Annotated in this window: 19 protein-coding genes; 6 read left to right on the top strand and 13 right to left on the bottom strand. The window is 63.5% G+C overall.

The window, feature by feature from the left end; translation table 11 throughout:
- Nucleotides 1–212: 212 nt before the first annotated feature.
- Both ABEA18_RS09260 and ABEA18_RS09255 read right to left on the bottom strand, forming a co-directional pair.
- Complete coding sequence (locus ABEA18_RS09260; RefSeq protein ID WP_345449052.1) at nt 213–1,175, bottom strand: metallophosphoesterase; 963 nt, start codon at nt 1,173–1,175, stop codon at nt 213–215.
- The gene (locus ABEA18_RS09255; protein WP_345449051.1) at nt 1,168–3,489 is read right to left on the bottom strand and encodes a transglycosylase domain-containing protein; all 2,322 of its coding nucleotides are present in this window, start codon (nt 3,487–3,489) and stop codon (nt 1,168–1,170) included. Before ABEA18_RS09255 ends, ABEA18_RS09260 begins: the two co-directional genes overlap by 8 nt.
- On the opposite strand from ABEA18_RS09255, the gene sp36 reads away from it, so the two are divergent.
- From sp36 to ABEA18_RS09240, 3 genes are read left to right on the top strand one after another with little or no spacing between them, the layout of a single operon-like run.
- Nucleotides 3,488–3,643, top strand: coding sequence for a Sp36 family protein (sp36, locus tag ABEA18_RS09250; RefSeq protein WP_009359196.1), 156 nt, complete (start codon nt 3,488–3,490; stop codon nt 3,641–3,643). The two genes, ABEA18_RS09255 and sp36, sit on opposite strands and share 2 nt — an antisense overlap.
- Nucleotides 3,644–3,645: 2 nt before the next feature.
- Nucleotides 3,646–4,182 carry a RidA family protein gene (locus tag ABEA18_RS09245; RefSeq protein ID WP_345449050.1) on the top strand — a complete coding sequence of 179 codons (537 nt, stop codon included), beginning with the start codon at nt 3,646–3,648 and terminating at the stop codon, nt 4,180–4,182.
- Between the two features lie 17 nt (nt 4,183–4,199).
- On the top strand, nt 4,200–5,111 hold the full coding sequence (locus ABEA18_RS09240) for an NUDIX hydrolase (RefSeq protein WP_345449049.1): 912 nt from the start codon (nt 4,200–4,202) through the stop codon (nt 5,109–5,111).
- Nucleotides 5,112–5,209: 98 nt separating this feature from the next.
- Here ABEA18_RS09240 and ABEA18_RS09235 read toward each other — a convergent pair whose 3' ends face one another.
- Nucleotides 5,210–5,887: a Crp/Fnr family transcriptional regulator gene (locus tag ABEA18_RS09235; RefSeq protein ID WP_011775987.1), complete on the bottom strand. Its 678-nt coding sequence runs from the start codon at nt 5,885–5,887 to the stop codon at nt 5,210–5,212.
- A gap of 247 nt (nt 5,888–6,134) precedes the next feature.
- On the opposite strand from ABEA18_RS09235, the gene ABEA18_RS09230 reads away from it, so the two are divergent.
- Nucleotides 6,135–7,319 (top strand): MarP family serine protease, encoded by a 1,185-nt coding sequence (locus tag ABEA18_RS09230; protein WP_345449048.1) that lies wholly within the window; start codon nt 6,135–6,137, stop codon nt 7,317–7,319.
- A 36-nt stretch (nt 7,320–7,355) separates the two neighbouring features.
- Here the strand turns inward: ABEA18_RS09230 and aroQ are convergent, their stop codons facing one another.
- From aroQ to ABEA18_RS09205, 5 genes are all read right to left on the bottom strand, one after another.
- A complete protein-coding gene (gene aroQ / locus ABEA18_RS09225; RefSeq protein WP_345449047.1) occupies nt 7,356–7,820 on the bottom strand; it encodes a type II 3-dehydroquinate dehydratase in 465 nt (154 codons plus the stop codon).
- A 97-nt stretch (nt 7,821–7,917) separates the two neighbouring features.
- Nucleotides 7,918–10,107 carry an alpha-galactosidase gene (locus ABEA18_RS09220; RefSeq protein ID WP_345449086.1) on the bottom strand — a complete coding sequence of 730 codons (2,190 nt, stop codon included), beginning with the start codon at nt 10,105–10,107 and terminating at the stop codon, nt 7,918–7,920.
- Nucleotides 10,108–10,275: 168 nt separating this feature from the next.
- Complete coding sequence (locus ABEA18_RS09215) at nt 10,276–11,628, bottom strand: ABC transporter substrate-binding protein (RefSeq protein ID WP_345449046.1); 1,353 nt, start codon at nt 11,626–11,628, stop codon at nt 10,276–10,278.
- Between the two features lie 74 nt (nt 11,629–11,702).
- The gene (locus tag ABEA18_RS09210) at nt 11,703–12,617 is read right to left on the bottom strand and encodes a carbohydrate ABC transporter permease (protein ID WP_345449045.1); all 915 of its coding nucleotides are present in this window, start codon (nt 12,615–12,617) and stop codon (nt 11,703–11,705) included.
- A 9-nt stretch (nt 12,618–12,626) separates the two neighbouring features.
- A complete protein-coding gene (locus ABEA18_RS09205; protein ID WP_425550501.1) occupies nt 12,627–13,598 on the bottom strand; it encodes a carbohydrate ABC transporter permease in 972 nt (323 codons plus the stop codon).
- A 227-nt stretch (nt 13,599–13,825) separates the two neighbouring features.
- Between ABEA18_RS09205 and ABEA18_RS09200 the strand changes: the two genes are divergently transcribed.
- On the top strand, nt 13,826–15,028 hold the full coding sequence (locus tag ABEA18_RS09200; RefSeq protein ID WP_345449044.1) for a Gfo/Idh/MocA family protein: 1,203 nt from the start codon (nt 13,826–13,828) through the stop codon (nt 15,026–15,028).
- A gap of 13 nt (nt 15,029–15,041) precedes the next feature.
- A complete protein-coding gene (locus ABEA18_RS09195; protein WP_345449043.1) occupies nt 15,042–16,061 on the top strand; it encodes a LacI family DNA-binding transcriptional regulator in 1,020 nt (339 codons plus the stop codon).
- 12 nt (nt 16,062–16,073) lie between these two features.
- Here ABEA18_RS09195 and ABEA18_RS09190 read toward each other — a convergent pair whose 3' ends face one another.
- Genes ABEA18_RS09190 through ABEA18_RS09170 form a run of 5 tightly spaced genes read right to left on the bottom strand, consistent with a single transcriptional unit; the run spans nt 16,074 to nt 22,183 of the window.
- The gene (locus tag ABEA18_RS09190; protein ID WP_345449042.1) at nt 16,074–16,853 is read right to left on the bottom strand and encodes a DeoR/GlpR family DNA-binding transcription regulator; all 780 of its coding nucleotides are present in this window, start codon (nt 16,851–16,853) and stop codon (nt 16,074–16,076) included.
- A 29-nt stretch (nt 16,854–16,882) separates the two neighbouring features.
- The gene (locus ABEA18_RS09185; protein WP_345449041.1) at nt 16,883–18,937 is read right to left on the bottom strand and encodes a beta-galactosidase; all 2,055 of its coding nucleotides are present in this window, start codon (nt 18,935–18,937) and stop codon (nt 16,883–16,885) included.
- A gap of 5 nt (nt 18,938–18,942) precedes the next feature.
- On the bottom strand, nt 18,943–19,851 hold the full coding sequence (locus tag ABEA18_RS09180) for a carbohydrate ABC transporter permease (protein WP_345449040.1): 909 nt from the start codon (nt 19,849–19,851) through the stop codon (nt 18,943–18,945).
- A complete protein-coding gene (locus ABEA18_RS09175; RefSeq protein ID WP_345449039.1) occupies nt 19,848–20,852 on the bottom strand; it encodes a carbohydrate ABC transporter permease in 1,005 nt (334 codons plus the stop codon). Before ABEA18_RS09175 ends, ABEA18_RS09180 begins: the two co-directional genes overlap by 4 nt.
- 14 nt (nt 20,853–20,866) lie before the next feature.
- Nucleotides 20,867–22,183: an ABC transporter substrate-binding protein gene (locus ABEA18_RS09170; protein ID WP_306873382.1), complete on the bottom strand. Its 1,317-nt coding sequence runs from the start codon at nt 22,181–22,183 to the stop codon at nt 20,867–20,869.
- Nucleotides 22,184–22,188: the final 5 nt, after the last annotated feature.

Genomic DNA, 22,188 nt, shown 5'->3' with positions numbered 1-22,188 from the left:
CCCGCTTCTCAACAGCTTTGTCCCGGCGTTCCGCGCCTGTCCGGCGCGATGCACGGAGGTAGTTTCCTATAGCAACTACCCTATGCCATCGCGTAACAGGATTCACAGCACCATTGCGTTCCGTGATACGAGGTATTCGGAACCGCCCCTCCCCGGGGTGGACATGTCCATCTTTGGTGTTGCCGGATGGGCATGTCCAGTTGAGGGGCCGGCTATTGGCGTGCCGTCAGTGTCAGCAGCACGGCTTCCGGCTTGCACGCGATCCGGACCGGGGCGAAGCGTGAGGTGCCGATGCCCCCCGAGACGTTGACCGGCGTCGTGCGTCCGTTGTTTTCCCAGTCATGCAGGCCTTTGGCACGCCAGGTGGGGAGATCGCAATTGGCAACCAAAGCACCGTAACCGGGGATGCAGATCTGGCCGCCGTGCGTGTGTCCGGCGAGGATGAGATCTGCGGAGTCGTTCGTGAAATGGTCCAGGACCCGTTGGTAGGGGGCGTGGATGACGGCTACGCGCAGGTGTGGGCGGGAGTCCTGTCCGGCGGTGCCGCGCGGCCAGCCGGTGTAGCGTTCCCGATTCAGATGGGGGTCGTCCACTCCGGAGAAATCGAAACGGATTCCGTTGATGGGCAGGGACTGGTGCCTGTTGGTGAGGTCGATCCAGCCCGACATCCCGAATCCCGAACGAAGGCGCGGCCAATCGAGCTCGACCGGATTGTTCTTGACCCGCGAAGGGCCGAGGAAATAGGTGGCCGGGTTCTTGAACCGCGGGGCGTAATAGTCGTTGGAGCCCGGGACGAAGACGCCCGGGAACTTCAACAGGGGCCGCAATGCATCCAAGAGCGGAACGACAGCGTGGGGGTGGCTGAGATTGTCACCCGTGTTCACCACGAGGTCAGGTTCAAGCGCCGCGAGCGAACGCAACCATTCGGCCTTTTTGCGTTGGCTTGGTACGAAATGAATGTCGCTTATGTGCAGCACCCGGAGGGGAGCCGAGCCTTCGGGCAGGATGGGAACGGTCTCCTCCCGGAGCACGAACTGGTTCTTTTCCCAGAGGCCGTAAGCGAAGCCGGCAACGCCCGCAGTTGCGCCCGCACCTGCAGCTACGGCAAAGCCGCGTCCGATGCTTCGGACGCGGCTTGCCAGCGATTCCATGGCGGGCTTGGGGCCGTTAGCCATTCTTTTTTCCATTGTCGCTCGGCTGAGTGCTCGGTTGAGTGTTCGGAGTCGTGTTGCCCGGAGTGTTGTTGCTCGGCGTCGACGGCTTGTACCCTGGCGGATCGAGCAGGTTCGACGGCGGTGCCGGGAACGGGTTGGTTCCATAAGCGGGAGCAACCTGGGACATGTAGTTGGAGAACTGCGGGCCGGCGATCATGTAACCGTCGATGCTGGGATAGAACTTCCCGTTTACGGTGATATTACGGCCGAAGCGGGTTTGGCCGCCCAGCGGATCGCCGAACCAGCTGGCCGTCGCGAGGCCGGAAGTGTAGCCAACAACCCAGGTGGAGCCGTTGCTGTCATTGGTTCCGGTTTTGGCCGCGATCGGGAAACTGGTCTTGGTGGAAATCCTGGGCTGGATCAGCGAACCGGAACCCTGGTTAAGCACCTCCTGCATGGCATAAGCAACACCGTGGGCAACCTCCGGAGAGACTGCGTCGCGGCAGTTCGGGGACTGGGCGGGAAGCTTTGCGCCTGTCTGGTCCGTCACGGAAGTGACAGCGATGGGCTCGCAGTATTTGCCGTTGTTGGAGAACGTTGCCATGGCACTAGCCATAGTGAGCGGCGCGGTCTGCGTTGAACCGATCAGGTTACCCAGCGTCGTCATGGGAACCTTCGGATTGGCATCGGTGACCGCCCCGGACTTGTCGCGTGCAGGGTTTCCCCCGTGGATGCCCACTGCGTCGACAATCTTCTGGATGCCGCAAAGGTCCAGTTGCGATGCAGAGGCGAAGGTCGCGGTGTTGATCGAGTTCATCAGACCGTAAAGAACCGTCATCGAGCGGTAGTGGGTGTCATCGGAGTTCTGGAGGTCGTAACTCCCTGTGACGTTGGCGTCGTAGAAGCCATTTTCAGGGGTCGGGCAGGTGTTCCGCCAGGGGAAATTCTGCGGATACTTGCGGACAGTCGCATTGATGGTGGTGTTCATCGATTTGCCTTCATTGAGCCATTCGGCAAATGTGAAGGGCTTCATGGTAGAGCCGGGCTGGAATCCGCCCAAACCGTTAAGGTCGTTGCCCTGTGGATCGACCACATCTACGTTGAAATTTTGCGTCTGGTCGAACTTCCCCGGTGCGGGTAGCCACACGGTGTTCTGGGCCATGGATACGATCTTTCCGCTGCCAGGCTGGACCGAGACGATCGTGGCGCCCCACTTATCCGGGTTGGCCCCCGTAGTGGCATCAACCTGGCTTTGGGCAACGCTCTGGGCTTTGGGATCCAGTGTGGTCTGGATAGTCAGGCCACCTCGTGCGACGCGGTTGGCGCGCTCGACCGGGGTGGCGCCGTACGCCGGGTTGTTCAGGAGCAAGTGAAGTACGTAGTCACAGAAATACGGGGCGGTAGCGGCATATGCGCAGCCTTGGCGAGGCTGGGTGACCTTGGTGGTCACCGGCGTCGCGATGGCGGCGTCATAGTCAGCCTTCTTGATCTTTCCCTGGTCCAGCATGAGGCCCAGCACGAGGTCGCGGCGCTGTTTCGCGTGGTCCGGGTTAGTCACCGGGTCGTAGTAGGACGGGCTGTTGACCACGCCGGCCAGCAATGCGGCCTGCGGCAAGGTGAGGTCCTTGGCGCTGGTGCTGAAGAACAGCCTTGAGGCGGCCTCGATACCGTAAGCATCTTTATTGAAGAAGACGATGTTGAGGTAACCCTCAAGGATCTGCTGCTTGGAGAACTTCTTCTCCAGCGCGATGGCCAGCTTCATTTCGCGGAGTTTGTCGCCGACGCCCTTGTTGACGCCGTTGAGCTTGACGTCGGAAGCCTTGTCCTGGGAAACGAGGGACTCGTTGATGACGTTGTTCACGTACTGCTGTGTGATGGTGGAGGCACCCTGCTGTTTTCCGCGCGCTGTGCTGACGATGGCGCGCATGATGCCGGTGGCGTCGATGCCGCCGTGCTCATAGAAACGGCTGTCCTCAACCGAGACGATCGCGTCCTTGATAAAGGGACTCATCTGGTCGAGCGAGACCCGCGTGCGGTTCTCGGAGTAGATGGAGGCGATCTGGCTGCCATCCGCGGCGAGGATGGTGGTGGCCTGGCTGGGCGGGTTCACCTGAAGCTCCGCCGGCAGCGTGTCAAAGAACTGAATGGACCCACTCGCCGCACTGCCTGAAACGGCGGCCGCGGGAACGAGCAAGCCCGCCACCAGGACACCACAAATAGCGCTCACACCGAGGAATCCGAGGATCTTTCCAAGAGTGGTGGCAGTGTCGAATAGAGGGTTCCTACGAGTCACCATGTTCACCACTTTACCGGCAAGGGCTAGTCTTTCTTTCATGACCAAATGGGAGTACGCGACGATTCCGCTCATCATTCACGCCACAAAGCAGATTCTGGACCAGTGGGGAGAGGACGGCTGGGAGCTCGTCCAGGTTGTCCCCGGACCCGACGGAAACGGACTTGTTGCATACTTGAAGAGGGAGAAGCAATAACAATGACAACCCCCGCAGAAGCCGCCGTTGGCGCGGATTCCACAGCTCCGGCATCCGCCGTCGAGCAGCGCCTTGCCGAACTGGGACTGACCCTGCCGGCTGTCGCAGCTCCGGTGGCCGCCTATGTTCCGGCCATCGTCTCCGGCAACCACGTCTACACCTCCGGACAGCTGCCCTTCATTAACGGCAAACTCGAAGCTACGGGCAAAGTCTCCAGCGGTGAAGAGGGCCTTTCGGAAGAGCCCACGGTGTCTCCGGAAGACGCGCAGATGTATGCAGCCGTCTGCGCAGTCAATGCCTTGGCTGCCGTCAAGAGTGTCATCGGGGACCTCGACCGCATCACGCGCATCGTGAAGGTCGTGGGCTTCGTGGCCTCCGATACCTCCTTCACCGGCCAGCCCGGTGTAATCAATGGTGCATCCGAGCTCCTCGGGCGTGTCTTCGGCGACAAAGGGCAGCACGCGCGTTCCGCCGTCGGCGTTGCGGTCCTTCCGCTCGACTCTCCCGTCGAGGTCGAGTTGATCGCTGAATTCAGCTAAGGAACCGGTTCACTCAATTGCCACAACTAGCCCGACGCCTGTTTGCGTTACCCCCTGAACTAGAAGGGGCTGCACGGAATTGGCTTGAGCTCGGCGAACGGGCCCCCCGCGCCGCGCGTTTTGCATCATCTGTTGTCCTGCTCCGCGATTCGCCTAGCGGCCTGGAAACGTGGATGGGTTACCGTCCCGGTTCCTCGCCGCTGGGCGTTGTCGCGTTTCCCGGCGGATCGCTGGAACCCACCGACGACGACGCCCTCGGTTGGCTCGGCCCGTCGCCTCAGCATTGGGCTGAGACGCTAGGGACCGCCGACGTCGGACTTGCCCGCCGCCACGTGGTGGGCGCCATCCGCGAGCTGTTCGAGGAAACCGGTGTGCTTCTGGCCGGCCCTGACCTGTCCTCCACAGTGGAGGCGACCTCCACTCCCGAGTGGATGAAGGCCCGCGAGGCCGTAGCAGCGCAGGACAAGTCCTTCACGGATGTCCTTGCCAAGCGTGGCCTGTCCCTTCGGACGGACCTGCTCAAGCCACTCGTCAACTGGCTCAGCCCGGACTTCGCGCACCGTCGCTTCAACACCCGCTACTTCGCGGCAACCCTTCCGGTTAACCAACAGCCCTCGCTGCTGGCCAGCAAGGGTGTCTGGGGGCGTTGGGTGTGCGTTTCCAAACTCATGGCCGATCGCGAAACCACTGCGCTTGGGGACGAAATCGGCCAGGAAAACACGGTTGGCTTGCCACTGGGCCAATTGCTGGTGCCGGGTTCGGAGATCATCCTCGAGAAGATGGCCGCTGCCCAAGGCTGCATTGCGTACCTCAGCTACAAACGGAAGCCACACATGTACCAGCCGCGGCTCGTCGAAGAGGATGGCGCACTCATGCTCGAAGTCGAAGCTGCCCGGACGGTTTCGGGGGAGCCGCAGCGGGAGCGCTGAGTAGGAGCGGGACCGGCGACGGACGACGCCGGCGATACGAAAAATGCCTGGCGACCCCGGAATTCCGGAGTCGCCAGGCATTTTCTGTGTCGCAGAAATTACCGGGAGCGCTGGCGGAGGCGCTGCATGTCCAGGATGACTACTGCGCGGGCCTCCAGACGGAGCCAACCGCGCTGAACGAACTCGGCAAGGGCCTTGTTGACCGTCTCGCGGGAGGCTCCGACCAGCTGGGCCAATTCTTCCTGAGTGAGTTCGTGGGCCACCAGGACGCCGTCGGTCGCGGGCCGGCCGAAGCGGTCCGCGAGGTCCAGCAAGGCCTTGGCGACACGGCCCGGGACGTCTGAGAACACGAGGTCGGACAGGGAATCGTTGGTGCGGCGCAGGCGGCGGGCTAGGGCCTGCAGCAATTGTGCCGACACCTCGGGCCGAGTGCGCAGCAGGGCGTTGAGGCTTTCGTTCTTCAGGCCTGCCAGGCGGGTCTCGGAAACGGCCGTGGCTGTCGCGGTGCGCGGGCTGGGGTCGAACAGGGCCATCTCGCCGAAGAGCTCGCCCGGGCCGAGGATGGCCAGGAGGGATTCGCGGCCGTCCGGAGAGGTGCGGCCGAGCTTAACCTTGCCGGACACGATGAAGTAGAGCTGGTCACCCTGATCGCCCTCGCGGAAAACGGACGCTCCGCGTGAAAGGTCCACCTCTGTGAGTTCGTCCGTCAGCAGACGGAAAGCGTCGTCGTCAAGGGTGGCGAAGAGGGGTGCGCGGCGCAATACCTCGATATCCATGAAATCTCCTGAGTAAAAGTTCGGCTGGGGCGCTTCAGCCATTGTTTCAGAATTTTGTCGCCTCTGTGACGTACTTGGCAGCCGAAACGCCCTAAATCACGCGGAGTAGCCCCAAATCCGCGCCTCGATCGGCCGGGAATGCCCTGCCGGGCGGCGGCTGTGCGATCTGGACGGCAGCTTGCTTCCGAAGGGAAGCTGTCAGTCTGTGCAACTACAATTGGGGCTTACTCGGCTGTGAGGAGCTTTGGTGTTCGGCTTGACCATATTGGACCTGGCGTTGATTTTGACGCTTCTCTCCTACCTGATCTACGGACTGCGCAACGGCTTCTTCGTGACGCTCGGAGGAATCGCAGGCTTCGCAGTCGGAGCAGCGGCTGCCTTTATTGCGGTCCCGCTCGTCGGCGACTGGGTGAAGGACAGTGGCTGGAGGCTGACCGCCATTATCGGCTCCGCCGTGGTGCTCATTGTCCTGGGGCACGGGCTTGGTACCTGGATCGGCCAGAGGGTCCGCAAAGCCGTGCGCATCCAGCCATTGCACGCACTTGACCGCGTGTTGGGTGGTTTCGTCAGCTTGATTGTTGCCGCACTGGTCATGTCCATGTTGGCGTTCAGTATCGGCTCTCTGGGTGTGCCCTTCGTTTCGCAGCAGCTGGCCGACTCCAAGGTGATCCGCTTCATCGACACCATGACGCCCACACCCGTCAAAGCCAGCGTGGCGCAACTGCGTTCCACGGTCATGGGCAACGGCATTCCGCAGCTCATCGAGGGCATCGGCCCCGTGGCTCCTGTGCCCGTTCCGAACACCAGCACGGACACTCCCGCGCTCAACAATGCGGCCCAATCCGTGCTGAAGATTGCCGGTACCGCTTACCAATGCGGCCAAAACCAGACGGGTTCCGGCTTTGTGGTTTCCCCCGGCCGCGTGGTGACCAACGCGCACGTCGTGGCGGGCGTGTCGCAGCCTGTAGTGGAAATCCCCGACGGCGGTGCGTTGCCTGGTCGAGTGGTCTACTTCGACAGCCAACGCGATCTGGCCGTGGTCGCCGTCGACGGTCTCCCGACGGCGCCGCTCCAATTGAGCGCCGACCTTCCGGCTGGTTCGCCGGCGGCCTTCGCAGGCTACCCCCACGGTGGTCCGTTCCAGTCCAAGCCGGCCGCGGTGGAGGGCATCTCGACCCTGCTGGTCCCGGACATTTATGGCAACAACCCGTCCCCGGAACAGGTCTACAAGCTCGCCGGAGACGTGCAGCCGGGCAATTCGGGCGGTCCGCTGCTGACGACCCAGGGGCAGGTTGCCGGCGTGGTCTTCGCCAAGACCACTTCCGATGTGGCAGTTGGCTATGCCCTCACCATGGACGAGCTCTCGCCAGTGGCCAAGCAAGCACCATCCCTGAGTGATGCGGTGTCGTCGGGCCAGTGCACCAAGAAATAGCCCTGTCCACGAGGGAACCCTGCTCCGTCCGAGGATCTAGACCGCGGTGGCGAGGTAGTCGATGGCCAGCTTGTAGCCCTGGACTCCTGCGCCCACGATCACTGCGGAGCACACCGGCGACAGGTAGGAGTGGTGCCGGAATTCCTCGCGCTGGTGCACATTGGTGATGTGGACCTCGACGGCGGGAAGCTGCACTGCTGCAAGGGCGTCCCGCAGTGCCACGGAAGTATGTGTGTAGGCACCAGCGTTGATGACGATCCCGACGGCGGTTCCGCGGGCTCCGTGTATGGCGTCCAGGAGGTCGCCCTCATGGTTGGACTGGACGCAGTCCACTGTGAAGCCGTTGGCCACGGCGGCCGCCATGGCGAGCTGTTCGACGTCGGCCAACGTGGAAGTGCCGTACTTTTCCGGCTCGCGCGTGCCCAGCAGGTTCAGGTTGGGGCCATTGAGGACGAGGATGGTGCCGCGACCGGCTTCGGTGGCGGTGGGAGCTTCAGTCATGACTCCCAATCTATCGGTGCGCCGAGCCGGTCCGGCGTTTCTTACGCTGCCCGGCTGCGCCGCGACGCTGGACAGCGTAAAAAACGCCAAATAGCAACTACACCGCGGTGCAGCTGAGCAGCAGCGCGTGCTCCGGGTTCAGGACCGGCATCGGAAGCCCCACCTCCGCAAGGAATCGGCCGCTCGCCTGGGCCCCGGATGGCAACCATGCCGGCGGCTGCACTTGGGTGAACGTGCGGACATAGTCGGCATCGCCGGGGGCCGGGAAAATGGCTTGCACCCAGTAGGACCGCTCGGGGTCGAGGCCCGGAATAGCGACGCGACCGGGTTGTTCCGCGAACGACGTCCGGGTGCTGACGACGGCGAACAAACCAGCGTCGCCGTCGTCGGACACCACGCCGTGCAGCATGAGCGAGTCGTCCGGGACGTCCGCACGGACCATCCGCCCGCTGTGGATGAGCCCGCGGTGTTGCTTGTAGAGGCCGATGAAGCGCTTGAGTTCCTCGCGTTCGGCGCCCTGCACTTGGCGGACATCCCATTCCATGCCGAAATGCCCGAACATCGCGGTGATGGCGCGGAAGGAGAGATCGTGCGTGCGGGCCGTGGTGTGCGAGGTGGTGGGTCCGATGTGCCCGCCCACCAGCTCCGGTGGAACCACGACGCCGGTCCAGCGCTGGATGGTCTGCCTCTCGAGGGCGTCGTTGCAGTCCGATCCCCAGATACGATCGGTCCGCTCAAGGATGCCGAGGTCCACCCGGGCCCCGCCGGAAGAGCAGCTTTCGATCTCGACACCGGGGTGGGCCTTGCGGAGCTCGTCGAAGAGCCGGTAGGCCGCAAGGGTCTGCGCATGCACGGATGCCCGGCCTGCATGGCCATGCTCGCTGAGGTCCCGGTTCTGGTCCCATTTGAGATACTTGATGTTGTTTTCCCCAAGCAGGGCGTCGATCCGTTCGAACACGTACTGCCAGGCCGCGGGGTTGACGAGGTCGATGATGTGCTGGTGGCGCCATTCCAGGGGGAGGCGGCCGCCGTTCTTGTGGGAGAGCGCAGCGGGGCCCACGATCCAGTCGGGGTGCGCCCGGGCAACATCGGAATCCAGGTTGACCATTTCCGGTTCCACCCAGAGCCCGAAGTCCATGCCGTGCGAGTTCACGGCCTCGATGAGCGGCGTCAGGCCATTGGGCCAAAGGGTTTCGTCGACGTACCAATCGCCCAGGCCGGCGTGGTCGTCACGGCGCCCGCGGAACCAGCCGTCGTCGAGCACGAAGCGCTCAACGCCCAGTTCCGCGGCGGACTCCGCGAGCTCGATCAGGGTGTCCAGCTTGTGGTCGAAGTACACGGCTTCCCAGGTGTTCAGGACCACCGGGCGGGGCTTGCCGGCGGGGAGCCCCGTGGAAGCAGCGGGAAGGACGTGGTGCGGGCGGGACCGGAACCAGCTGTAGAAGGCTTCGCTGATGCCGTCCAGGCCGCGGTCCGAGTAGGCGGCAAACAGAACGGGCGTGGTGTAGCCCTCGCCGGGCTGGAGCACCACTTCGGCCGGGCCCAGGAGCTCGGAGCCGCCGATCATGGTACGGCCATCGGCCACGGTGTCGGCGAATTGTTCGTGGTTGCCGCTCCAGGCCAGGTGGGTGGCCCAGACCTTCCCGTGGCGATTGCTGAATCCGGCGGTACCCGCCGCGAAAAGCAGCGAGGAATCGTGCCCCGTGCGCCCGTGGCGTCCCGTCCGCACCCAGGTCCCTTGTTGGACGGCGCGGCGCTGTGGGTGCCGTTCGCGGCACCAGCGCCCGGTGAGGTCGAGGAGTTCGACGGCGTCCGGCCCCACCGGGAGGACGGTGGCCAGTTCGTCGAGCTGGAAGGGGGACGTGCCGTCGTTGACGGCAGTGTGCCGCAGCTCGAGAAGGCCGCCGGGATGGAGGGTGAGGCTGGACGTCACGGTGATTCCGGCGTCGGGATCCTTCTGGACAATCGCCGCAGAGGCGACGGCGGAGCTGCCGTCAGCCTGCACATCCACTACGCGAAGCCGGAGCGAAAAGTCCAGTCCCGGGACACCGTCGACGATTCGCTGGCCGCGCAGGCCCGGGCGGCCCTGCCAGGCGGAGGAGCCTTGGGGGAGGAGCGCCGCCGGTACGTTGGCGTCGACTGCGGAGTGCGGGATGGGTTCGCCCAGGATGGCGAGGTCCGGGAGGGCGCTGCCAAGATCGGCACCCCAATGGATGACCTCGGCCTCTCCGTTATCGAAACTGACCACCAGGCTTGTGCCGGCGGAACGGAGGTGGAGCGGGTCCATGGGCTGGTTCACTTTCAGAGAGTCGGGGGAGTGCATTACGAGGGAGTGGAGAGTCCGGGCGCCGCCGTCAAAGGAGTGAAGCGGCGGCGCCCGGACCGGTTTGGGGGGCTGCGGCGTTGCTGATCAGGATAGCGGGAGCCCTGCCGTTGAAGGGCTCTCGCCGAGGGACTATTTCGAGAAGAGGGCGTTGACCTGGTCGTTGGCAGCAGTGAGGGAGCTTGCCGGTGCCTTGCCCGCGATAACGGCGTCCATGGCCGGCTTCATGATGCCCGATACCTTGGCGGCGTTGTCGGTAATCGGAAGCAGGAAGGTGGACTTGTCCTTCACGTGCTGGGTGAAGGCGGAGACGTCAATGCCCTTTGCCGTGAAGGCGGCGGCGGCCTTGTCGGTGGAGGTCTTGATTGCCGGGAAGACAACGGCCTTGGATGCTACGACGTCCTGGCAGGCCGAGGAGCCGAGGTACTCTACCCATTTGATGGAGGCGTCCTTCTTCTTGGTCCCGGCCCAGATGGAGTCGGCCAAGCCGTTGAACATTGAGGCGTTCTTGCCGTCAACGCCCTTCGGGGTGGGGGCGATGCCCAGGTCGATGCCCTTATAGCCGCTGTACTGGCCGATCATCCAGTCGCCGTTAGCGTTGATGGCGGCCTTGCCGGCGCCGAAGGCGTCAGGTGCGTTGGCCCCCACTGTGGTCTCAAGCTTGGGCATGTAGCCCTTCTGGGCCAGTGAAGCCCACCAGGCGATGGTGTCCTGGACGCGCTTGTCATCGTAGTTGAAGTGCGAGCCCCAAGGGGTCTTGTCCGTGGCGCTCCAGCCCGTGGTGGCTGAGAGGAAGCTCCACTGGGTCTGTCCGGCGTTTTCGGCGTCGGAACCGGGCAGCCCAAGCCCGAACACTGCGACGTTGTTCTTGTCGAAACCGGGCTCGTCGCCGCGCTTGCCGTTCTTGTCAACGGTGAGGTGCGCGATCGCCTTCTCGTAGCTTCCGCCGTCCTGCGGGTTCCAGCTCAGCGAGGCCATCTGCTCAGGCGAGAGGCCGGCGTCGGCTGCCATCTTCTTGTTATAGAAGAGGCCAACAGTGTCCCAGTCCTTCGGAAGGCCGTAGCGCTTGCCGTCTTGGCCCACCCAGAGGTCCGCGAGGCCAGCGTTGTACTGGGCGAGGTCCACCTTGTCCTTGGACACAGCGTCATCGAGTGCGACGAGCTGTTTGGTCTTGATGAATTCCGGGTACTTGGAAAGGTGGTCGGTGAAGACGTCGGGGGCGGTTCCAGAGGCCATCCCGTTGGTGATCTTGCCCCAGTAGTCATCCCAGCCCGTCTGGGTGATCTTGACCGTGATGTCCGGGTTGGCCTTGTGGAAGTCATCCGCGCACTGCTGGTAGGCGGGAAGCTGGTTCGCGTCCCAGAGCCAATAGCTGACCTCGCCCTTGGCAGAGTCGGCACTGCTGCCTCCTCCGCTCCCGCAGGCGGAGAGGGCCAGGGTGGCCACAGCGGCCGCGGCGACGGCGCCGAGTAGTTTCTTTTTCATGGTGGGACCTTTCGGGTGGGGAGGGTTGGGCACGCGGCATGAGCCGGCCCGTTGGGGACGTGATGGAGGAGGGACTACTTGGTGCCGCTGAAGCCGATCGAGTTGACGATCTTCTTGCCGAAGATCGCGAACAGGATGAGGACGGGAAGGGCGGAGATGAGGGTTGCCGCCATCAGGCCGGACCAGTCCGGGGCGCCCTGCGGGGACTGGGATTTGAAGACGCCCAGTCCCACCGTGAGCACGCGCGATTCCTCGGAGGTCCCGACCAGGAGCGGCCAGAAGTATTCGTTCCACTGGCCCATGAAGGTGAGCAGGGCGAGGGTCGCGATGGGGGCGGCCGCGTTGGGCATGACGATCTGGAAGAAGATCCGCCAGTGCTTCGCGCCGTCGAGCATTGCGGCTTCCTCCACCTCGCGGGACATGTTGAGGAAGAACTGGCGCATGAAGAAGATCGCGAACGGGGTCATGAACAGATAGGGCAGGACCAATCCGAGCATCGAGTTGAGCAGGCCCAGGTTTTTCACGAGGAGGAAGTTCGGCAGGGCGGTGAAGATCGGTGGGACCAGCATGGTGCCGAGGAAAAGCGTGAAGACGCCGTCGCGGCCCTTCCAACGCAGCCGGGCAAAGGCGTAGGCAGCCATTGAACTGAAGAACACGGCGCCCGCGGTGGTGATGCTCGAGAAGAGCAGGGAGTTCAACAGGTATTGCCAAAAGTTGATGGAGGCGCCGGAGCCGCCCTCGGCGATGGCTTCGGAGGTGGTCTGGAGGCCGAAGACGCGCTTGAAAGCACCTAGGTTGAAATCGGCGGGGAGGAGGCTTGCCGAGTTGGCGGCAAGGGATCCGTTGGTGGAGAAGGCCGTACGCAGAACCCAATAGAACGGCAGCACGCTCACGGCAATGGCGATGGCAAGCAGCACCCAGGCGCTTGTGCGGCGCCAGTTGAACGGACGACGACGGGTGCCCGCCTTGGGGGAGGAAATGGTGGTCATGGAGTGTCCTTAGTCCAGGTCCGACTGGTTGCCGCGCAGGAACTTCATCTGGATGAAGGCGACTATCGCGAGGATGAGGAAGAGGATCACGGCGAGGGCCGAGCCATAGCCGAAGTCTTGCTCGTTGAAGGCGCGCTGGTAGATGTAGTACTGCAGCACGCGGGTTGCGTTGACGGGGCCGCCCTGGGTGGTGACGGCAACGGTGTCAAAGACCTGGAAGGAACCGATGACGGTCACCACGAGCACCAGGGCGAGAACGGGGCGCAGGAGCGGGAGGGTGATCCGCCAGAAGGTGCTGACCGCCTTGGACCCGTCAATGCTGGCGGCTTCGTACACCGTGTTGGGGATGGCTTGCAGCCCCGCGAAAATCAGCAGCGCGGTGTAACCCATATGCCGCCAGGTGTTGATGAGTGCCTGCGTGGGGATAGCCCATTGTTCGCTGCCGAAGAAGGCTACGCGGGGTAGCCCGAACCACTCAATGAACTGGTTGACGATGCCGATCTGGTAGTCGAGCATCCAGAACCACAGAAGTGCGGCGATGACGTTCGCCATGAGGTACGGAAGCAGAAGTGCCCCGCGGATGAGGGTTGACTTGGCGACCCGGTGCATGAGGATTGCGAGTCCGAGGGCCAGGAGCGTCTGGAGCACGATATTGATGACGACGTATTCCGACGTGACCCCGAGGGCGTTCCAGAAGAGCGGATCCTTTGCGATCTGTTGGTAGTTCTTGACGCCTATCCATTCCGGGTCCCCGAGGATGCTGTACTCGGTGAAGCTCAGGTAGATGCCGCGGATGGTCGGCACCAGGTAGAAGAGCACGAAGCCGACCATCGCCGGGGCGATGAAGAGGAGCGCGATCTTGAGATCGCCGATGCCGCGGAAACCTGCACCGGGCTTTCCCCTTTTTTGCGATCTCCGTAACTTCCGCGACCGGCCGGCAGCGGAGAGCTCCGGATCAGGATGTTTGGTGAGCGTGGTCATCTTCGACCCTTCCTGACTGTGATGTGAGTTACAACTGATGGAAATCTACACGAGTAGATCTGAAGGGGTCAAGTGAAATTGTTAAGTTTTGTTCGATAATTTTGGATTTATTGCTTTTTGTTGACTCGAGTAGATCCCAGTGATTCACTGGCCTGAGTCCCTCGTCGAGCCTCTCCCGGCGCGACGAAGGCATTCTGAAGCCACCCACATGAATCGAAGGGCTAACAATGACGTTTTCAATGGGAGTAGTAGGCCTCGGCCAGTTCGGCGGCCAATTTGCCCAACTCTTCAAGCTCCACCCCGGGGTTTCCGCGGTCTACGCAGTGGACGAGCTCCCTGAACGCGCGTCCAAAGCTGTTGAACAGCTGGGGCTCGACGGCACGATGGGCAGTTTCGACGAGTTGCTGGCCTCCGACGTCGACGCCGTCGCTATCTTCACGCAGCGCTGGACGCACGGGCCGCTGGTGATCAAGGCGCTGCGCGCCGGGAAGCACGTCTATTCGGCCGTTCCCATGGCAATCACAGAGGACCAGATCGCCGGAATCATCGACGCCGTGCGTGAAACCAAGCTTGTCTATGCCATGGGAGAGACCAGCTTCTACAACCCCTCCACCGTCTATGCCCGCAAGCAGCACGCCGCCGGCAAGTTCGGCCGCATCTTCTACACCGAAGGCGACTACGTCCACGACATGGACCTGGGCTTCTACGAGGCCTACCAGTACAGCGGCGGAGAAAACTGGAAAGCAACCGCCAGCTACCCGCCCATGCTGTACCCCACCCACGCCATCGGAGGCGTGCTGGGCGCCATACCGGGCCACGCCGTGAGCGTCAGCTGCATCGGCGTCAAGGACGACCGTGGCGACGGCGTCTTCGACAAGGAAGTCAGCATGTTCGACAATGACTTCTCCAACGCCACTGCGCTGTTCGAAATGAACGACGGCGGCGTGATGCGCACCAACGAGATGCGCCGCGTCGGCTACCCCTCGCACATCCGGGAATCGCGCTTCCGCTTCTTCGGCACGGAGGCAAGCTTTGAACAGCTGGCCACCACCACGCTATGGCAGGACAAGAAGGGGGTCCTGGACGTCTCGGACCAGGTGGAGACCAAGCCCAGCATGTCGGCCGACGACCCCTCGTTGGCGGACGTCGCACCCGAACTTCGCGGCGCCTTCACCTCCGGCCTCGCTCCGGTGCACGACGCCGGCCGGCTCCCGGTTGAATTCGAGGGAGCTCCCACCGGGCACGAAGGCAGCCACCAGTTCCTCGTGGACGACTTCGTCACGGCCGTGAACAAACGAAGCCTTCCCCCGGTCAACGCCTGGGTGGCGGCGCGCTTCACGCTCCCCGGCGTCGTGGCCCACGAGTCCGCCCTCCGCGGCGGCGAGCGGCTTCCCATCCGCGATTTCGGCGATGCTCCGGAGGCTTTGTAGCTAGCATGATCCAATGACTACTTCGGCAGTGCACACCCCGCGCGGACCGGTGACGCGCAAAGACGTGGCCCGGTACGCCGGGGTGAGCACCGCCGTCGTGAGCTATGTGGTGAACGGCGGCCCCAAGAAGGTGGCGCCGGCAACGGAAGCGAAGGTCCAGGAGGCCATCCGGATCCTGGGGTACCGGCCGAATGCCGCCGCGCGTGCGCTCAAAATGGGTTCCAACCAAACCCTCGGCCTCGTGATTCCGGACTCCAGCAACCCCTTCTGGGCGCTGCTGGGACACGCGGTGGAAGTGGCGGCCGCCGAGCGCGGATATGCCCTGCTGTTGACGAATTCCGACAACAACCTGGACTCCGAACGCCGCCACATACGCAACCTCGCTGACCGGCAGGTTGATGGAGTGGTCCTGGCCAGCGTCATGTTCGAACCCGATCTACTGGAGCTTTTCGGCACGGAAATCCGATCGGTCCTGCTGAACCATGCCTCGGTCGCTCCTGGTTTCAACAGCGTGGGCGTGGACCTTGAAGCCGGTGCCCGCCTTGCCGTGGAACATTTGATCGGCCACGGACACACCACCATCGGACTCGCCATGGGCATCACGGCGGACAACGAGGCTGACGGGCGCGAGGAGGGTTGGCAGCGGGCGCTCGAAGCTGCCGGACTCCCGGTCGGGCCGCTCGCCCGCGGCGGGTTCGACCGCCCCGGGGGCTATGCTGCCGGACAACGCCTCCTGGCCGCGGACAACCGTCCGACGGCGATCTTCGCCAGCTCCGATATGCAGGCAATCGGGCTCCTCCGGGCAATCCGCGAGGCTGGCTTGTCCGTTCCGGACGATATCGCCGTGGCGTCCTTCGACGGTTCGATCGAGGCCGAATACAGCTGGCCGGCCCTGACCACGGTGGAGCAGCCCGTGTGGGAGATGGCAGAGGCCGCAGTGTCCGCACTGGTGGGCGAGAACCGGAACGAACCCCCGCAGCACAGGGTCTTCCCCACGCAGCTCCGCATCCGGCAATCGTGCGGGTGCCCATAGCGCGTTCCCGCCCTAGGGCGAGGCGATCCTGAGCTTCCCGACACCGTCGGCGAGGATGCGCCGGGCATCCTCGCCGAGGTGCGAGTCCGTCACGAGTACGTCGGCTTCCTCCAACTGGGCAATCGAGGCGATGCCCACCGTTCCCCACTTGCTGTGGTCCGCCAACACCACCACGTTGCGGGCCGCACTGATGAAGGCCCTGTTGGTTTCGGCTTCCTGCAGGTTGGGCGTGGTGAATCCCGCGTCGGCATCCATGCCGTGGACGCCCAGGAAAAGGGTGTCCAGGTGCAGTTGCTTCAGCGCCGCCGTCGCGATGGGACCTACCAAAGCGTCCGACGGCGTGCGCTCGCCGCCGGTCACGATGACCGGGAAACCCTCCCGCGAACCCGAGGCATTGTGGAAGAGATCCGCAATCCTGATGGAGTTCGTCACCACCGTGATCCGCGGCCCTTCCAGGAGTACCTTAGCGAGCTCGTAGGTGGTGGTTCCGGCGCTCAGGCCCACGGCCATGCCCTCATGGACCAGGGTGGCGGCCTCGACGGCGATCGCGTGCTTTTCCTCGATCAGCTGGGTGGACTTGAGCTCGAAGCCGGGCTCGTGAGTCCGGGCATCGCCGGGTATCTTGGCCCCGCCATGGATCCGCTCAACAAGTCCGGACTCCTCGAGCGACTCGATGTCGCGCCGAACGGTCATGGCTGAGACGCCCAGCAGTTGCGCGAGATCCGATACACGGACAACCCGTTCACGCTGGACGGCGTCGACAATGGCGGTGTGGCGGGCTGCCTGAAGCATCGGAGCCTTTCTGGAGGGACGGAGGGTGGTTAGGCGGGAGTGGCGACGACGGCGACGCCTCCGGCAGTAAGGTTTAGCGTACCTCCGGTGGGTGTCCCGCTCAGGAGCTCGACGCCGTCGAGCGCCACCTCAGCGTCCCGCGCACTGTGGTTGATGACGAAGGTCCAGTCCGTGGTGCCGTTGCTCCTGCGGACGATTTCCACGTCTTCCGGAGGCCGAACACCCAGGACCGGCTCCACCCCGGCGTCCGAGGCGAGGAGCTGCACCAGTTCGGCAAGCCCCTCGCGGCCCAGACTCGTGGCCACGTAGTAGGCGGCGCCGCGTCCGGCGGATCCGGCTCGGCGGGTCACTGCCGGCGAGCCGCCGACGCCGGACCCGACCGTGGCTGCACCGCCGTCGAACGTGGCAAGAACCTCCGCCGCGGTTGCCTTACCCAGCTCGCTCCAGACCGTCCCGGAGCCGAAGCGGCTCAAGCCGACCGCGTCGCCGGATCGCAGGGGGAAGAATTCCTCCATGCTCACGCCGAGAAGCTCGGAGAACGCCCCTGGATAGCCGCCGCCATTGACAGGGTCCATTCGGATGTGGTCGTTCTGGTCGACGATTCCGGAGAAATAGGTGATCACCAGGGTTCCGCCGGCCTCGACATACTCGTGGAGTTTCGCAGCCCCTTCATCCGTGACCAGGTACAGCATGGGCGCGATCACCAGTTTGTAGCCGGAAAGGTCATCGGTGCTTTGCCTGATGTCCGTAGTGACTCCGGCCCGGTAGAGGGCGTCGTGCCAGCGCCGCGTTTCCGGGAGGTTCCGGGCGTCCTCGCTGGGGTGCGAGTCCAGTTCGGTGCCCCAGCGGGCGTCGGTGTCGTGGATGATGCAGGCTTCGGCCTGGACCGTTGAGCCGGCCACCTCCGAAATGCTCTCGAGCGCACGGCCCAGCTCCACCACTTCGCGCCACACTTTGCTGTCGCGGCCGGCGTGGGGGACCAGTCCGGAATGGTACTTTTCGGCCCCGGCGCGGGAGGCCCGCCATTGGAAGAACAGCACGCCATCGGTTCCGCGGGCCACGTGCTGCAGGGAGTTGCGCAGCATTTCGCCCGGTGCTTTGGCCACATTGCGGGGTTGCCAGTTGACTGCCGACGTGGAGTGTTCCATCAGGAGCCACGGTTTGCCCTGAGCCCAGCCTCGCGTGAGGTCCGCCGTCATGGCCAGATCCTGGAAGTTGCGTTCGTCGGCGGCGATCAGATAGTGGTCATTGGACACGACGTCCATGTGTCCGGACCAGCGCCAATAGTCGACAGGGGCGTTCAGGCCCATGTTGAAGCCCATGAAATTGGTGGTCACCGGGTGCTTCGAATGTGCCCTGATGATGTCTGCCTCTGCGTTGAAGCACTCAAGCAGGGCGTCGGAAGAGAACCTCGCGAAATCCAGTTGCTGCGTGGGGTTCACCCACGTTCCCGAGCGGCGCGGCGGCAGGATCTCGGCCCAGTCGTAGTAATGCTGGGACCAGAAGGCCGTTCCCCAGGCCTCGTTGAGCGCGTCAAGGCCCCCGTACCTGGCCTGGAGCCATTCCCGGAAGCCACGCTCGGCGTGGGGGCCGAAGTCCGGTTGGTTGTGGCAGCCGTACTCGTTGTGGACATGCCACATCACGACGGCGGGGTGCCCCGCGTAGCGCTGCACGATCGCCGTCGTCAGGGCTGCTGCCGCCCTGCGATAGTCAGGCGAGCACGCCGCGAAGGCCTGCCGCGAACCGTAACTTTGCCGGACGCCGTCGGCATCCACAGGGAGTGAATCGGGGTACTTGCGGCTGAACCACGGCGGGGGAGAAGCACTCGCGTTCGCGAGGTCCACGCTGATGCCGTTGCTGTGGAGCAGGTCCAGGATCCTGTCGAGCCAGCCGAATTCGTACCGTCCTTCCTCAGGCTCCAGAAGGGCCCAACTGAAGATGCCGACACTAACCAGGTTCACCCCGGCTTCCTTCATCAGGGCGACGTCGTGTTTCCAGACCTCTTCGGGCCATTGTTCCGGGTTGTAGTCGCCGCCGAACGCGATCCGGCCGCCCAGCTTGTCCACGATGTAATCCATTGCCATGCGGTTTATCCTTTGCTGGAACCGAGCGTGAGACCGGCCACGAATTGGCGCTGCAGCACGAGGTAGATGATCAGGGTGGGTATCACGGTGATGGTGGCGCCGGCCGCCAGCAGGTTGTAGTTGCTGAGGAATTCGCCCTGCAGGTTATTGATGGCGGTAGTGATCGGCAGCCGGTTGCCGCTTTGGATGAAGAGCAGCGGCCAGAAGAAATCGTTGTAGATGAAGATGACTTCCAGGGTCCCGAGCGCAGCGAGGGCCGGACGGCACAACGGCAGGATGATATTCCAGTACTGCCGCCAGATCCCGGCACCGTCCACCAGTGCGGCCTCCGTCAGATCGGACGAGAGGGCCTTCATGTAGTTGGAGAGCACGAAGGTGCAAAAACCGATCTGGAACGCAGTGTCCACCGCGATCACCGAGATGTAGGTGTTGAGCAGGTTGCCCGAATCGCTGAAGGAGTAGGGCAGCGTGACGTGTTTGAACATCTCGAACAACGGGGCTGCCAGGACCTGCGGGGGCAGGAGGTTGCCGGCGGTGAACATGATCAGGAGGGTGACGTTGAACTTCCAACTCACCCTGGAGACGGCGAATGCCATCATCGAGGCAAAGAACAGGGTCAGGAGCACCGCCGGGACCGTGATGATCACTGAGTTCAGCAGGTACTTCGAGAATCCGCCTTGGGTCCAGGCCTGGATGAAGTTGTCGAAATTGAAGGTGCCGCCAAGGCTGAAGTAGCCGTATTTGTCCGTATCCGCCTTGGGACGCAACGCCGTGAACAAGGACCAACCCAGCGGAATCAGCCACATTATTGCCATGACAGTCAGGAAAATATGGGTCCCGTAGTGGCGCTTCCCGGAGGTCCGGGTTCCGCCTGCGGCTGCCGTGCGCGGGATGGGGTTGGCGAGGGTGCTCATGCCTTGCTCTCCTTGCCGAAGGTGCGGATGAGGTAGAAGACGATGGGAATCAGCGAGATGACCAGGAGAATCACCGCGAGGGACGAACCGACTCCGATCACCTGGCCTTCGCCGATCAAGTTCTGGATCACCAGGGCGCTGATCAATTCAAGCCCGTTGGTCCCTCGGTTGATGACGTACACAATGTCAAAGGCACGCAGCGACTCGATGATCGTGATCACCACGATCACGATGTTCACGGGGCGCATTGCCGGGAAGACGATGCGGAAGAACGTCTGCGCCGCGTTGGCGCCGTCGATCGACGCCGCTTCCTTCAGCGAGGGGTCCACGCCCTTCAGCCCGGCCAAGTACAGGATCATGACGTAGCCCGCGTGACGCCAGGTTGCCGCAACCATCGCCGCCCAGATGTTGACGTTGGAATTTCCGAACCAGTCCACGGCTTGCGGTGTGCCCGCCGTGCCCAGGAGGTAGTTCAGCAGCCCGCTGTCCCGGTTGTAGAACAGCTGCCAGATGATGCCGATGAGGGCCAGGGACAACATGACGGGTGTGAAGAAGATGCTCTGGTAGATCTTGCTGCCGCGGATCTTCTGGTCCAGGAGCACGGCCAGCAGCAGGCCGAGGGGCGTCGCGATCAGGGCCAGGAAGACGAGCCAGAGGACGTTGTGTTGGATGGCCGGCCAGAACGGAGGATAGTCCTGGACCACGTATCGGTAGTTGTCCGTCCCTGCGGCCTTGATGTCCTTCAGGTCCAGGCCGTTCCAGCGGGTGAAGCTCAGCGCAATGGAGAAGAGCGTGGGCAGCCAGACAAGCAGGAGCTGGATCAGGGTAGGCACGCCCACCATGATCGCGAGGATGAATTTGTCGCGGCGGGTGAGGCGGCGGACCCTGCCTGCTTTGCGGGTCCGCCTGCCGGTGCCGGGCCGGCTCTTGCCGGCAATCGTTCGCCTGGCAGCACCGGGCTCGCTGTCCGGTGCTGCCGGTTTCTCGGCGGTAGTACTCATGGGGATTCCTTCAGCTACTGGGCTGCGTAAAGGGTCTTGGCCTGCGCTTCAAGGTTCTTGACGTCCACGGTGCCGTCCTTGATGAAGGACTGCAGCGCGGGGATCATTACGTTGTTGGCCATGGCAGGGAGGGCGTCACGGTCCAGGAACTGGCTGATGTACTTGGCATTGGCGATGGTGTCCGCGCACTTCTTGTTCAGCGGGGTGAACTTCGACGTGTCGGCGCCCTTGACGGTGGCGATGTTGGAGCCATCCACGGCTGAGTAGGCATTCTGGCCTTCGGCGGATCCCATGAACGCCAGGAAGTCGTGCGCCGCCTTGTTGTCGCCGCCCTTCTTGGACAGGAGCAGTCCGTCGATGGGGGCTTCGACGGCGTCGGTGCCTTCCACGGCGATTTCCGGGAACGGGAAGAAGTCGATGTCCGCCAGTACGGCGGGATCCGTGAATTGCTGGGTCACGAACGAACCCAGCAGGTACATACCGGTCTTTTTGGCTTCGAGGGCCTTGGCCGCGTCCTGCCAGGTCTGGCCGAGGGCATTGGGGTCTTGGAACGGCAGGAGGGCCTTCCAGGTGTCGAAGACGTCGCTGACCTTCTTCTGGTCCCAGCTTTCCTTGTGGGCGGTCAGGTCCACGTGGAATTGGTAGCCGTTGAGGCGCATGTTGATGTAGTCGAAGGTGCCCATGGCGGGCCAGCCGTCCTTGTCGGCGAAGCCGATGGGGATGATGCCGTCGGACTTCATCTTGGTGGCCAAGGTCTTCAGCTCATCGAACGTCTTGGGGACTGCGTAGCCCTTTTCGGCCCAGAAGCTCTTCCGGTAGAAGAAGCCCCAAGGGTAGTTGTAGTTGGGGACCAGGTACATCTTGCCGTCGGGCCCGGTGGAGGCCTTCTTCATGGCGTCGGAGAAGTTGCTGCCGATCGTTGCCCACACGTCATCCACGGGAGCCAGGAGGCCCTTGCCCGCGTAGTACTGCATGCGGTAGCCGGCGAACCAAGTGAAGGCGTCGTCCGGGCTGCCCTGGAGGTAGGAGTTGATCTTGTTCTGGAAGTCGTTGTGCGGGACGACGTTGGTGGCCACCGTGATGCCGGACTTCTTGGTGAAGGCATCGGTCACGGCTTTGTAGGCGGCCTTGGGAACATCGTCCGAGGAGCCCGAGCCGAAGGTCAGGCTGTTCGAGGAGGCCCCGGGAGCCGGCCCGGAGCCACCGGTGCAGGCAGCCAGCAGCGGAATGCCGGCGAGCCCCGCAGCGCCGATACCGAGCGTCTTCAGGATGGTGCGGCGTCCAGGGCCAGCGTTGTGGGCCGACTGGAACGGGTCAAGATTCGCTGCCATGTTCT

Source organism: Arthrobacter gyeryongensis, assembly GCF_039543785.1.
Classification (GTDB): domain Bacteria; phylum Actinomycetota; class Actinomycetes; order Actinomycetales; family Micrococcaceae; genus Arthrobacter; species Arthrobacter gyeryongensis.
Note: the sequence above shows the minus strand (reverse complement) of the source record. Positions and strands in the feature narration are given on the sequence as shown.